Origin of the sequence: Ruminococcus sp. Marseille-P328 (assembly GCF_964249465.1) — a bacterium.
GTDB classification, from domain to species: domain Bacteria; phylum Bacillota; class Clostridia; order Lachnospirales; family Lachnospiraceae; genus Blautia_A; species Blautia_A faecis.
In genome coordinates this window covers 33,999-46,389 of the sequence record NZ_CAXUBQ010000022.1, presented here as the reverse complement: position 1 = coordinate 46,389, position 12,391 = coordinate 33,999, and the positions used below count along the sequence as shown (strand labels likewise).

The following is a 12,391-nucleotide window of genomic DNA, read 5'->3' as shown; positions in this document are numbered from 1 at the left end:
TGTATTATGCCAGAAAACAGGCAGTCTAATTATGACCAGGTAATCGAGAACTGGAGATTGAAATTCCTGGAAATGGATCAGGAGGAACTGATTCGCAAATTTCAGCTGGAAGCTGATGAGGAGTTTCTTTATATCATCTACTTTTCAAAAAGATTTCGAATTGACCGAAAAAACGGATTCATTACAGAAGATGGGAAAAGCCCTGGATTTGATACGGTGATGAATATTTATAATACGTTTTACTATTCAGCAGCTCATCCTGTGGCATCGGGCAATCTGGTGGCTTTTCGCCAGGTGAAGAGAGTGTATCCTTTTGAGGCTGCTTACAGAAGGACGATTATTTTTAGGCTGCAGGAGCTTTTCGCCGGGAAAACAGAAGAATTAAGAAAAGCCTGTGAGGCTCTTGGGGGAACTTTGCTTCCTCAGGGAGATGTGGGGTATGTGCTTCCGGTATTTCCTTTTTTGAATATTGCAGTTTTGTTCTGGGATAAGGATGAGGAATTTGAAGCACAGGCAAACATGCTTTTTGATTCGGAAATCACAGAGTTTATGCATGAGGAAAACGTAGTGTGTGTGGCGGCGGACGCGGTGTATTATCTTACATTGGCTGCCGGAATGACGCCAGAGAAGATATATGCCCAATAGGGGATTATAATATAAAAAAGGTCGTATATGTCAGCGGCCTTTTTATATTGCAAAAAATACTGACCAAATCTTCTATATCATAAAGAGTTTTGCCAGATGAAATTTTTTTCTTGCAAACTTTATGTGACAACCTTACAACATTGTAAGATTCTGCCTGCATTTTGTAATCTGATTCGATGGCAGCAAGTGACTTTTTTAAGTATACTGTTTTTTGCAAGGAAGCGTATGAAAAAGCTCATTGATAAAGGAGAGGAGTAAAAAATGTCATTACTTGAAGTTACAAATCTGAAAAAAATATATACCACCCGTTTTGGCGGAAATAAGGTGCAGGCATTGACCAATGTGAATTTTTCTGTGGAAAAAGGTGAATTTGTTGCAATTATGGGAGAAAGCGGTTCCGGAAAAACTACACTTCTGAATATTCTTGCAACACTGGATAAACCTACTTCCGGAGACGTACTTCTGGATGGAAAAAGCCTGGGACACCTTTCTGACAAGGAGATTTCTACATTTCGAAGAAAAAATCTGGGCTTTGTGTTCCAGGATTTTAATCTTCTTGATACCTTCAGCCTGAGGGATAATATTTATCTGCCGCTGGTGCTGGCTGGTGAAGATTACCGGGAAATGGGGCAGAAAATCCGCCCTATTGCACAGGCTCTTCATATTTATGAACTGCTGGAAAAATATCCTTATGAGGTCTCTGGAGGACAGAAACAAAGATGTGCAGTTGCCAGGGCTCTGATTACACAGCCGCGCCTGGTCCTTGCGGATGAACCCACAGGGGCTCTCGATTCCAAGGCTGCAAATGCTCTTCTGGACGTTTTCGGAGAGATAAACAGACAGGGACAGACCATTCTCATGGTTACTCACAGCGCCCAGGCAGCTAGCCGGGCATCCAGGGTTCTGTTCATAAAAGATGGTGAAGTTTTCCACCAGATCTATCGCGGCGAGAAAACAAAAGAGGAGATGTATCAGATGATTTCCGATACCTTAACCATTTTGATGACGGGCGGTGAGTATCATGCGTAAGGGATTTTTTGCCAGGCTGGCAGTTGTAAACATCCGAAAAAACAAACAGATCTATGTGCCCTATATTCTGGCGTGTCTGTTCAATGTGGCAATGCTGTATATGATGCTTTTTATCAATCATAATGCAGGAATGAAAACGATCCGTCACAGTGGTGACGTGTTGATGATCACGACTATGGGAGTTGGCGTTATTGTTATTTTCTCCTTTATTTTCCTGTTGTACAGCAACAGTTTCCTCATGAAAAGAAGACAAAAGGAACTGGGACTTTACAACATTCTCGGTTTGGAAAAGAAGCATATCAGCAGGGTTATGATGCTGGAGAATCTGTTTAGTGCCTTGATCAGTTTTGTTGGCGGAATCCTTGTGGGAATTCTGGGAAGCAAGCTGGCGCTTCTGCTGCTCTTGAAACTGATCAAGGTTCCGGCGTCCTTTGGGTTCGAAGTCAGCGTTCCGGCAATCAGAATATGCCTGGAAGTGTTTGGAGCTATATTTGTTTTGATCCTTCTGGTAAATATCAGGAAGGTTTACAAAACAAACCCGATTCAGCTTCTTCAGGCACAAAATGCAGGGGAAAAGGAACCAAAAGCAAAATGGCTGATGGCGGTTGCTGGTTTTATCTGTCTGTTTATCGGATATTATATTGCCATTACCACAGAGTCACCTCTTTCGGCGCTGGCGCTGTTCTTTGTGGCAGTGGTTCTGGTAATGGCAGGAACGTATCTTCTTTTTACAGCAGGAAGCATTGTGGTGCTCAAAGTTCTGCGCTGGAATAAGAAATTTTATTATAAAACCAAGAATTTTACTGCTGTTTCCGGTATGCTGTACCGCATGAAACAAAATGCAGTTGGACTTGCAAGTATCTGCATTCTGAGCACAGGCGTACTTCTGATGATCTCTTCTACGGTGTGCCTGAATTCCGGACTGGATGATATTATGAACAAACGCTGTCCGGCGGATGTGAATGTGCTGTACCGGGGAAATTCTTATGAAGATCTGGAAAAAATGAGAGAGAAATTACTGGGAAAAATTGAAAACCAGGTTTCTTATGAGAAAATTAACACCGAAATTGCTTTTTCATCTACGCTTGTGGGAAGCGAAGATGGGAGCTGGAAATTTGCAAATGTTGATGGGAGTTCCCTTATGGCAATGCCAGCCTCATTGGAAACCCTTACCGTGGTTCCACAGGAAGAGTATGCCAGGGTTACGGGAGAAGAGATTTCCCTTGCGCCAGGTGAAGTTCTTGCTTACCACAATGGAAAAACAGACGGTGAGACTCTGGAGATTCATAACAAGGTTTACCAGGTGAAAGAATGGCTGAAAAATTACCAGTATGTGGGAGATAATTTTTCTTCTATGGATTCTTTGAAGCTGGTTGTAAATGACGAAGACTTTTTTGCTTTGTTTTTGCAGCAGGAGAAAGTTTATCAAAGTGCAATGTCTCTGATGGAACTGGAAACGGATGTGTATCTGTCTGGAAGTGAAGAAGAAAAATATGCATCTGCCACCAAAGTAGGCGATCTTGCAACGGAGCTTCTGGATTCCGAAAAAGCAGCTGGAACTATAGAAGTGGGAATGAACTACAATACTATAAAACAGGATCTGTATAACAGTTTTTACAGTATGTTCGGTGGAATTTTGTTCCTTGGAATTTTCCTTGGACTGCTGTTCCTGATGGGGGCGGCTATGATCATTTACTACAAGCAGGTTTCAGAGGGCTATGAGGATAAGGAACGGTTCGAGATCATGCAGAAGGTGGGCATGACTCATAAAGAGGTGAAATCTTCCATTCACAGACAGATCCTTATGGTATTTTTCCTTCCTCTTGGAATGGCAGCACTGCATATTGCTATGGCATTTCCTATGGTAAAGAGACTGCTGGCGCTGTTTAGCATGACAAACAGCGGTTTGTTTGCCAGATGCACGGTGGTGACATTATTGGTGTTTGCTTTGGTTTATGGCGTGATTTATGGGCTGACAGCGAAGGTTTATTACAAGATTGTAGAGAGAAAGTGAGAATACAAGGGATAATAGTTGAATTTATTAGTGTAAAGTGCTACAATGAGAGAGCCTGGGAGGCCAAAACTGTTTCCCAGGCTCTTTGCGTGACTACAGAAGAAACCGGAGGAAATCTCTCATGAAAAAAGAGAGCTTTAAACAAGGAATTACAGATGGAATCCCCATTGCCCTGGGGTATCTGGCTGTTTCCTTTACGTTTGGTATGATGGCGGTGCAGGGCGGACTGTCTATCTGGCAGGCGGTCTTGATTTCTTTGACGAATCTTACGTCAGCGGGACAATTTGCAGGTCTTGATATTATCATAGCAGGAGGTTCCTTATGGGAAATGGCACTTACTCAGCTGATTATCAATCTGAGATACTGTCTGATGTCGTTTTCCCTTTCACAGAAGCTAAGACGTGATGAAACTTGGGGGCATCGTTACGGAGTTGCATTTGGCGTAACAGATGAGATATTCGGAGTCAGTGCCAGTAAACCGGGGAAAGTCAGTGCGTTTTATAATTATGGTGTAATGAGTGTAGCAATCCCGGGATGGACCATTGGAACCCTGCTTGGAGCTATTTCAGGAAGTATTCTTCCTGATTTTATTATGAGTGCACTTGGAGTTGCCATTTATGGAATGTTTTTGGCTGTCATTATTCCGCCATCCAAGAAAAACAAAGCAGTGCTTCTGGTTGTTCTTGGAGCAATGGCAGTGAGCGCATTATTTGCCTGGGTTCCTGTATTATCGAAAGTCTCATCCGGATTTGTGATTATTATTACTACAATTCTGGTAGCCGGACTGGCAGCATGGCTTTGCCCGGTTGATGAAGAAAATGCCAAGGAGGAAGCTCATGAAGCCTAATGTTTATATTTATATCCTGGTTATGGCTGGCGTTACATATTTGATCCGTATGCTGCCATTGGCACTGGCGAAGAAGGAGATTACCAATCCTTTTATAAAATCATTTCTGTTTTATGTGCCCTATGCCTGTCTTGCAGCTATGACGTTTCCGGCGATTTTGTCGGCAACGGCAAGTGTGATTTCTGCTGTAGTGGGATTTGTAGTGGCGCTGATTGCAGCGTACAAAGAGAAGAGTCTGCTGACTGTGGCGCTTCTTGCCTGTGGTGCAGTATTTATTGTAGAAAGAATAATGGCCTTTGCAGTGTAAGCATTACAAAATGCCTACGGTCCGCAAGGGCCTTTTTATTGAGTCATTCTCCAAGAAATCCCAGATCAATTTCCCCATCAAATACAGTAGTCGCCGGACCAGTCATATAAACCTGATCGTCATTTTCGTCCCAGAAAATATTAAGATCGCCACCAAGAAGCTTCACGGTAACCGGCTGATCACGGTCAACCAGCCCGTTCAAAATAGAAGCAACTGCAACTGCACAGGCACCTGTTCCACAAGCCAGAGTCTCACCGGAACCGCGCTCCCAGACTCTCATCTGGACAGTGTGTCGGTCGATGACTTTTACGAATTCGGTATTGACGCGGTCAGGGAAATTTATATGGTTTTCAAAAGATGGACCGATCTTTTCGATTTTCAGTCCGTCTACGTCATCCATGTATACGATGGCGTGAGGATTTCCCATGGAAACAGCTGTAAAGTGATAAATCTGTCCGTCTACTTCAATAGGGGCATTTACGACCTGCTCAGACTCAGATACAACTGGAATCAGAGAAGCCTGAAGAATAGGGGCGCCCATATTGACCTTTACCATACTGACTTTTCCGTCACGGATAGAAAGATCCAGATATTTCACGCCGCTTTTGGTCGCTACGCTGATACTGGTCTTGTTTACAATGCCGTAATCGTAAGCATACTTGGCTACACAGCGGATGCCATTGCCGCACATAGCACCCTGGGAACCATCCAGGTTGTACATATCCATCTCACAGTCTGCAATGTCAGACGGCTTAATCAGAATCAGTCCGTCTGAGCCAATTCCAAAATGTCTGTCACTCACAAATTTGGCAACTGCTGATGGATCTTTCACAGTTTCTTTAAAACAGTTCACATATACATAATCGTTGCCGATACCATGCATTTTTGTAAATTTCATAATAAATACCTCCTGTTTGGGCGGTTAACGCCTTGGTCATTCAATTATTTAATTACTCCACACAAATCATATCATAACACAGATCTGTTATCAAAAAGTGAATTTTTCCAAATAATGACAAAGAAGTTGGGGAAATTTATGGAAACTCTTGCATTTTTCCCAAAAGCTGATAAAATGAGGAAAAGACAGATGAATGAATATGCAGAAAGCATGAATAATTATGTCCCCATCTTGTGAAGTCGGTTGTTGTGGAAGAAATAAACAGCAACAGCTTACTATGTGGATGAAGATATAAGGAACTGGTTCTGTATATGAGATTAAGAGGAGGAAAAGAATATGAAAAAATTGGTAGCTCTTGCACTTGGCACAGTAATGGCAGTTTCCATGACTGCTGGCGTATCTGCTGCAACTGTTGAGTCAAAGGATGATCTTAAGAATGCAACAATCGGTGTACAGCTTGGTACAACCGGTGATATTGAAGCTAGTGAATATGAGGCTGACGGAGCAACTGTTAAGCGTTACAGCAAAGGAAGCGAAGCAATCCAGGCACTTATGGCAGGTCAGATCGACTGTGTGATCATCGACTCACAGCCGGCTCAGAAATTCGTTGAGAATGCAGACGGACTGAAGATCCTGGACGAGCCATTCGTTGAAGAAGAGTATGCAATCTGCCTGAAGAAAGGCAATGATGAGCTTCTTGACAAGATCAACGGCGCATTAAAAGAACTGAAAGAGGACGGAACTGTTGATGATATTATGAACAACTACATCGGTGATAACATTGGCGAGACACCATATGAGTCTCCGGAAGATGTAGACCGTTCCAACGGAACTCTTGTAATGGCAACAAACGCTGAGTTCGAGCCATATGAGTATCGTGAAGGTGATGAGGTTGTTGGTATCGACGCTGATATTGCACAGGCAATCTGTGATAAGCTTGGATATGAGCTTGAGATCGACGATATGGAGTTTGATGCAATCCTTGCCGCAGTACAGTCTGGAAAAGCTGATTTCGGTGCTGCCGGAATGACCGTTACAGAGGATCGTCTGGAGAGCGTTGATTTCACAGACACCTATGCAAATGCAAGCCAGGTTATCATTGTAAAAGCTGACTGATAGAAATAATACAGCATAAGCTGTCAGAGAAGTGTGAGTCACCTAGATGAATGCTGTTTGGGAAAAGCTTGGAATGTATAAGCTTTGGATACATGCAGATCAAGGTGACTCATACTAATGTTACTGACTGAAAGAATGAAAACAGCCAGCATACAGTTCTGGCAGCTTTTCCTATATGGAATGGTGCCGAAAGAGAAGCAGGCACTGCACCATTAGATAAGCAAATAAAAAGGGAAATAATATGTTTGAAAAATTTGGACACGATTTTTATATCAATTTTATAAAAGATGACAGATACACCTGGCTGCTGGATGGTTTGAAAAATACCATGATCATCACAGTTTTCGCCCTGTTGATCGGTATCTGTATTGGTTTTCTGGTGGCAATTATCCGTTCTTCCCACGATAAATCCGGGAATTTTAAAATTGCCAACTCCATCTGCAGAGTTTATCTGACTGTGATCCGTGGAACACCTACTGTGATCCAGCTTCTGATCATGAACTTTGTAGTTTTTGGTTCTGTAAGCGTCAATGAGATTCTGGTAGGAAGTCTGGCATTTGGTATTAACTCAGGTGCCTACGTTGCGGAGATCGTCCGTTCCGGAATCATGTCAATTGACCAGGGACAGACAGAGGCAGGACGTAGCCTGGGACTTAATTTTACCCAGACCATGCGTCTTATTATCATTCCACAGGCGTTTAAGAATGTGCTTCCTGCACTGGTAAATGAGTTTATCGTGCTGATCAAGGAAACTTCTATTATCGGTTACATCGGAATGATGGACCTGACCAAGGGTGCAATGCTGATCCAGAGCCGTACCTACAATGCTTTTATGCCTCTTCTGGCAGCAGCAGCAATTTATCTGATCGTGGTCATGGTACTGACTTTCTTTATGAATAAACTGGAGAGGAGACTGAGAACCAGTGAGCGTTGATAAGAGTAAAGTTTTGATCCAGGTACAGGATCTGAAAAAAGCGTTTGGATCCAATCAGGTTCTGGATGGAATTTCCACAGATATTTGTCAGGGCGAGGTTGTTGCCATTATCGGACCATCTGGCTCTGGTAAATCTACTTTCCTTCGTTCTCTCAACCTTCTGGAGGAGCCTACAGGAGGTAAAATCCTGTTTGAAGGAACAGATATCACAGATCCTAAGGTTGACATAAATCGACATCGTCAGAAGATCGGAATGGTTTTCCAGCAGTTTAATCTGTTTCCACACAAGACGGTAAAGCAGAATATTATGATGGCACCGGTTGCCTTGAAACTGATGACAAAGGAAGAGGCTTCCAGACGTGCGGACGAGCTTCTTGCCCGTGTGGGACTTCCAGATAAGGCAAATGCTTATCCGGATATGCTTTCCGGTGGTCAGAAGCAGCGTATTGCCATTGCAAGATCCCTTGCCATGAATCCGGATGTTATGCTTTTTGACGAGCCTACTTCTGCACTGGATCCGGAGATGGTTGGAGAGGTTCTGGAGCTGATGAAAGAGCTTGCAAAGAGCGGCATGACTATGGTTGTAGTTACTCACGAGATGGGATTTGCAAGAGAGGTTGCAACAAGAGTTTTATTTATTGATGATGGCAAAATTCAGGAACAGAATGCGCCGAAGGAGTTTTTTGAAAATCCGCAGAATCCGCGATTGAAGGAATTTTTGTCTAAGGTTCTGTAAAAAGAAAAAAGACAACCTTTTCCATTGGTTTAAATGGGACAGAGGTTGTCTTTTTTTTGTGTGAAAAAATGCGGTGATTTAAAATCCTATGCGTTTTTCTTCATTTCTTTATAACAATATTTGATGATTTCTTTCCTTGTGACAATTCCGATAAAGTGATCCTGATCATCTATAACCGGCACAAAGTTCTGGTTGATTGCGCGGTCCAGGAGATCCTCCATGTCGCAGTCAACGTGTACCGGTTTGTAGGTGGCTCTTCTGGAGATAGCCATAACCGGTACTTCCTCGGCTGTTTTCATATCCGTGATGTTCAGATTTTTCATTCCCCAGAGAAGATCACCCTCAGAAATAGTACCTACGTATTTTCCATCTGGATTCAGAATAGGAATACAGGAAAATTTCCGGTGTTCCATTTTCTCAAGAGTCTGCCTCAAAGTTTCATTCTCGAAAATGTAGGCAATATCACTTTTCGGTGTTAAGAAAAAAAGTATATTCAATTTGATCCCTCGATTCTATTTTACAGAAGTGGAATACCGCCTTTAGCAGCTTCTTCCTGCATTTCCTTAGGCCACAGGGAAACATGTACTTCTCCAATATGAGCCTTGCGCAGGAAGAACATACAGATACGGGACTGACCGATACCGCCGCCGATTGTGTATGGAAGTTCTTTATTCAGAATGGCCTTCTGGAACGGGAGCTCTCTGCGGTCGTCACAGCCGGCTTCTGTAAGCTGTTTGTCAAGTGCTGTCTCGTCTACACGGATACCCATGGAAGAAAGTTCAAGGGCAATGTCCAGTACAGGATAGTATACCAGAATATCGCCGTTTAATTCCCAGTCATCATAGTCTGGAGCACGTCCGTCGTGGCGCTCGCCATTTGTCAGTTTCTTACCTACCTGCATAAGGAAAACAGCGCCTTTTTCTTTGACAATCTTGTATTCTCTTTCCTTAGGGGTAAGATCCGGATACATGTCTACAAGCTCTTCTGTGGAGACAAATGCAATCTCTCTTGGAAGAATTTCTTCTATGTAGTCATACTGTACTGCCATGTATTTCTCTGTCTTGCGGAGTACGCTGTAGATAGTACGGACAGTGTTAATGAGAGTTTCTACATTTCTCTCTTCTTTGGTGATGATTTTCTCCCAGTCCCACTGATCTACATAGATGGAATGGATGTTGTCAACATCCTCATCACGGCGGATGGCAACCATATCGGTGTATAAGCCCTCACCTACAGAGAAACCATATTTCTTCAGTGCATAACGCTTCCATTTTGCAAGAGAATGTACGATTTCAGCGTTGCAGTCCATGCCTTTGATGTCAAAGCTTACCGGACGCTCCACGCCGTTCAGGTTATCATTGAGGCCGGAACTTGGATCTACAAATATAGGTGCGGAGACACGCAGAAGGTTCAGCTTCTGTGCAAGTGTCTGCTGGAAAAAATCTTTCACAGTTTTAATTGCTACCTGAGTATCATGAAGATTAAGGTCTGCATGATAGCCCATAGGAATTTTTAATTGTTCCATGGGAATCCTCCTTGTTGATTGTGTTAATCTCTGTTTTCTGTTCACGATAATGTTCTGTGGTTACTAAAACGTAAACAGGAACAATCTCGGTTTATTATAACAGGTATTTTCCCGCTTGGCAATTTAGACCTTGCAAGAAATATGCAAAAAAGATACAATAAAAGACAAAGAATGTGATGATTTTTCCCTGTTGGAGCAAAAACAGGAATTACAGGTTGTGGTGAAACAGAATAACCAGAGAACCGGGAGGATGTCTATGGAGAAAAAAAGGTGCCAGGTCTGCGATGGGCCTGTTGTAAATGGCAGATGTAAGCTGTGTGGAATGCCTTATAGAAATGATGAGACTTTGTATCATCTGAATGAGAACAGAAGTGACCATTACCGTCATGCTACCAGCCGGGCGCGGGCAATCATGCGCCAGGAGGAAATCCCGCTGGGAGATAAGAAGGCTGGAAGTGCTGCATATAAGACCGGGACCGGAACAGGCGTGGCAGGAGCCGGAAATAAATATGATCAGAAAACGGGAACTGGAAGTTCTAAGTCACTGGCTGGTGCAGGCACAGGGAATTTTTATAATAAGGGAAGTGTGAAAGCAGGAAGTACATATGGAGGCAGCACTGGCGCTGCTAAGAATGGAAATAAGGTCTCTGTCCCTGCTGGGAATTATAATTCCAAGAGCAGACAAAGTACAGCTGGAACTTACAGCACTACAGCTAAAAAAAGCAGTGTTTACACCCAGAAACCGGTAAAAAAGAAAAAAGGCTCCCTTTTTGGATGGCTCATGGTCCTGGTGATCATTTGCGCAAGCTTACCGGAAATCCGGGATTCCCTAAAGGACAGCCTTGCTCCGATACTTGAAGAAGAATTTGGAGATATGTTCGGCTCTGGGGCTGATTCAGCCTCTTATAAACTGATGGCGGGAGATGTGCTGGAGGTTGGGGAAAATGTGGATGGAGGCATTGTCCCAGGATATTACATTGCTTCCTGTTCAAATGGTTTTGTAAGTTTTATGATCATGGGAGAAGAGGGTGAAAACGGAAGCATGACAGTGACAGATGGCGTGGAGCGTAAGATTACCCTGAAAGAGGGAGATCTGATCGGAATCATAAATACAGAGTCAGAGGATTCCTCATTGATGCTTACTGCTCGTTGAGATTGGGGAAATAATAGTAAAATAATAGTAAAAAAAGGAACCTCGTCAGATGAGTACTTATTTCGTCGGAGGTTCCTTTTTGTATGTTTAGAACGTATTTGAAAAATCATTCCCGCAAATTGTGACGCACATCTTGCAGAAAGCCTTTTTCAAACACTCTCTAGCGGATGGTAGTTCCTGTTTTCCCTTCATAGCCCTCTTTGGCATGAGCCATATCGGTAATCACAGTGCTCCGGCCTTCCCCTTTCTCAATAAAGGAAATACCTGCTTCGATTTTGGGAAGCATGGAACCGGAAGCAAACTGGTTCTCTTCGATGTATTTCTTAGCGTCTGCTACAGTGATGCTGCCAAGCTTCTGCTCATTTACCTGACCGTGGTTCAGACTTACGTTCTCTACACTTGTGAGAATCAGAAGAGTATCGGCATTTAATTCTTCTGCAAGAAGTCCTGCGGCAAGATCTTTCTCAATGATGGCACTGGCACCGTGAAGGTTGATGCCCTGCTCAAGCACTGGAATTCCACCGCCGCCGGCTGCGATAACAACCTGGTCTGCATTGAGAAGTGCTCGTATAGTCTCAAGCTCTACGATTCTCTGTGGCTTCGGAGCTGCTACGATTCGTCTGTATCCGCCATCAGCAAGTCTGGTGACAAAGTTTCCTTTTTCTTCTTCTGCTTCAGCTTCTTCCTCAGTGAGAACACGTCCGATAATTTTCTCCGGATCTGCAAAAGCGTCGTCATATGGATCAATAACAGTCTGGGTAAGAATGGTAGCAACAGGTTTGTAAATTCCGCGGCTGATAAATTCAGAGCGGATCGCATTCTGAAGGTCATATCCAATGTAGCCCTGGCTCATTGCGGAGCAGACTGACATAGGAGCGAATGTATAATCCGGGTGTGTCTTTCCAAATTCATTCATTGCAGTGTGGATCATGCCGATCTGTGGGCCATTGCTGTGGGAGATTACCACCTTGGCACCCTCTTCAACAAGATCTGCGATTGCTTTTGCTGCGGCTTTGGTGGCTACTTTCTGCTCTGGAAGTGTGGTGCCGAGAGCTCTGTGACCTAATGCAACTACTACGATTTTTTCACTCATAGGAGATACCTCGTTTCTGTCAAGAATATAATGCGGATATCAGAGTTAAGTGGATTACTGTGAAAGTATTCACAGCAACATGAATGATTTCTCC

General features: G+C 43.4%; 14 protein-coding genes. 10 read left to right on the top strand and 4 right to left on the bottom strand.

All coding sequences use genetic code 11. The annotated features are described in order from the left end of the window. The first annotated feature begins 6 nt into the window (after window positions 1-6). The 5 genes from ACESTK_RS15190 (at window position 7) to ACESTK_RS15170 (ending at window position 4,842) form a co-directional block, all read left to right on the top strand. A complete protein-coding gene (locus ACESTK_RS15190) occupies window positions 7-645 on the top strand; it encodes a DUF3786 domain-containing protein (RefSeq protein ID WP_173718159.1) in 639 nt (212 codons plus the stop codon). A gap of 261 nt (window positions 646-906) precedes the next feature. Further along, entirely contained in the window at window positions 907-1,674 is a 768-nt protein-coding gene (locus ACESTK_RS15185) for an ABC transporter ATP-binding protein (RefSeq protein WP_173716048.1), read from the top strand. Further along, a complete protein-coding gene (locus ACESTK_RS15180) occupies window positions 1,667-3,688 on the top strand; it encodes an FtsX-like permease family protein (protein ID WP_373120164.1) in 2,022 nt (673 codons plus the stop codon). Before ACESTK_RS15185 ends, ACESTK_RS15180 begins: the two co-directional genes overlap by 8 nt. Before the next feature lie 121 nt (window positions 3,689-3,809). Beyond that, window positions 3,810-4,535, top strand: coding sequence for an AzlC family ABC transporter permease (locus ACESTK_RS15175; RefSeq protein ID WP_118578175.1), 726 nt, complete (start codon window positions 3,810-3,812; stop codon window positions 4,533-4,535). After that, the gene (locus ACESTK_RS15170; protein ID WP_118578176.1) at window positions 4,525-4,842 is read left to right on the top strand and encodes an AzlD domain-containing protein; all 318 of its coding nucleotides are present in this window, start codon (window positions 4,525-4,527) and stop codon (window positions 4,840-4,842) included. Before ACESTK_RS15175 ends, ACESTK_RS15170 begins: the two co-directional genes overlap by 11 nt. 43 nt (window positions 4,843-4,885) lie before the next feature. On the opposite strand, the gene dapF is transcribed toward ACESTK_RS15170, so the two are convergent. Next, a complete protein-coding gene (gene dapF / locus ACESTK_RS15165; RefSeq protein WP_373120163.1) occupies window positions 4,886-5,740 on the bottom strand; it encodes a diaminopimelate epimerase in 855 nt (284 codons plus the stop codon). Window positions 5,741-6,076: 336 nt separating this feature from the next. Between dapF and ACESTK_RS15160 the strand changes: the two genes are divergently transcribed. The 3 genes from ACESTK_RS15160 (at window position 6,077) to ACESTK_RS15150 (ending at window position 8,526) form a co-directional block, all read left to right on the top strand. Continuing rightward, window positions 6,077-6,856, top strand: coding sequence for a transporter substrate-binding domain-containing protein (locus ACESTK_RS15160; RefSeq protein ID WP_173718157.1), 780 nt, complete (start codon window positions 6,077-6,079; stop codon window positions 6,854-6,856). A gap of 241 nt (window positions 6,857-7,097) precedes the next feature. Then, the gene (locus tag ACESTK_RS15155) at window positions 7,098-7,790 is read left to right on the top strand and encodes an amino acid ABC transporter permease (protein ID WP_118578179.1); all 693 of its coding nucleotides are present in this window, start codon (window positions 7,098-7,100) and stop codon (window positions 7,788-7,790) included. Window positions 7,791-7,803: 13 nt separating this feature from the next. Beyond that, window positions 7,804-8,526, top strand: coding sequence for an amino acid ABC transporter ATP-binding protein (locus ACESTK_RS15150; protein ID WP_148461325.1), 723 nt, complete (start codon window positions 7,804-7,806; stop codon window positions 8,524-8,526). 86 nt (window positions 8,527-8,612) lie between these two features. Here ACESTK_RS15150 and ACESTK_RS15145 read toward each other — a convergent pair whose 3' ends face one another. Continuing rightward, on the bottom strand, window positions 8,613-9,023 hold the full coding sequence (locus ACESTK_RS15145; RefSeq protein WP_148461119.1) for a CBS domain-containing protein: 411 nt from the start codon (window positions 9,021-9,023) through the stop codon (window positions 8,613-8,615). A 20-nt stretch (window positions 9,024-9,043) separates the two neighbouring features. Beyond that, window positions 9,044-10,051 carry an aspartate--ammonia ligase gene (gene asnA / locus ACESTK_RS15140; RefSeq protein WP_118578181.1) on the bottom strand — a complete coding sequence of 336 codons (1,008 nt, stop codon included), beginning with the start codon at window positions 10,049-10,051 and terminating at the stop codon, window positions 9,044-9,046. A 256-nt stretch (window positions 10,052-10,307) separates the two neighbouring features. On the opposite strand from asnA, the gene ACESTK_RS15135 reads away from it, so the two are divergent. Both ACESTK_RS15135 and ACESTK_RS15130 read left to right on the top strand, forming a co-directional pair. After that, window positions 10,308-11,204 carry a hypothetical protein gene (locus ACESTK_RS15135; protein WP_373120160.1) on the top strand — a complete coding sequence of 299 codons (897 nt, stop codon included), beginning with the start codon at window positions 10,308-10,310 and terminating at the stop codon, window positions 11,202-11,204. A 105-nt stretch (window positions 11,205-11,309) separates the two neighbouring features. Next, complete coding sequence (locus ACESTK_RS15130; protein WP_368072592.1) at window positions 11,310-11,378, top strand: DUF6783 domain-containing protein; 69 nt, start codon at window positions 11,310-11,312, stop codon at window positions 11,376-11,378. Here the strand turns inward: ACESTK_RS15130 and arcC are convergent. Continuing rightward, window positions 11,365-12,297: a carbamate kinase gene (gene arcC, locus ACESTK_RS15125; RefSeq protein WP_148461122.1), complete on the bottom strand. Its 933-nt coding sequence runs from the start codon at window positions 12,295-12,297 to the stop codon at window positions 11,365-11,367. The two genes, ACESTK_RS15130 and arcC, sit on opposite strands and share 14 nt — an antisense overlap. Window positions 12,298-12,391 lie beyond the last annotated feature (94 nt).

Bases quoted from the DNA above. Each gene is read 5' to 3' on its own strand.
- arcC (WP_148461122.1), bottom strand. From the start codon at position 12,297: ATGAGTGAAAAAATCGTAGTAGTTGCATTAGGTCACAGAGCTCTCGGC.
- ACESTK_RS15160 (WP_173718157.1), top strand. From the start codon at position 6,077: ATGAAAAAATTGGTAGCTCTTGCACTTGGCACAGTAATGGCAGTTTCC.
- asnA (WP_118578181.1), bottom strand. From the start codon at position 10,051: ATGGAACAATTAAAAATTCCTATGGGCTATCATGCAGACCTTAATCTT.
- dapF (WP_373120163.1), bottom strand. From the start codon at position 5,740: ATGAAATTTACAAAAATGCATGGTATCGGCAACGATTATGTATATGTG.
- ACESTK_RS15155 (WP_118578179.1), top strand. From the start codon at position 7,098: ATGTTTGAAAAATTTGGACACGATTTTTATATCAATTTTATAAAAGAT.
- ACESTK_RS15185 (WP_173716048.1), top strand. From the start codon at position 907: ATGTCATTACTTGAAGTTACAAATCTGAAAAAAATATATACCACCCGT.
- ACESTK_RS15180 (WP_373120164.1), top strand. From the start codon at position 1,667: ATGCGTAAGGGATTTTTTGCCAGGCTGGCAGTTGTAAACATCCGAAAA.
- ACESTK_RS15190 (WP_173718159.1), top strand. From the start codon at position 7: ATGCCAGAAAACAGGCAGTCTAATTATGACCAGGTAATCGAGAACTGG.
- ACESTK_RS15135 (WP_373120160.1), top strand. From the start codon at position 10,308: ATGGAGAAAAAAAGGTGCCAGGTCTGCGATGGGCCTGTTGTAAATGGC.
- ACESTK_RS15170 (WP_118578176.1), top strand. From the start codon at position 4,525: ATGAAGCCTAATGTTTATATTTATATCCTGGTTATGGCTGGCGTTACA.
- ACESTK_RS15175 (WP_118578175.1), top strand. From the start codon at position 3,810: ATGAAAAAAGAGAGCTTTAAACAAGGAATTACAGATGGAATCCCCATT.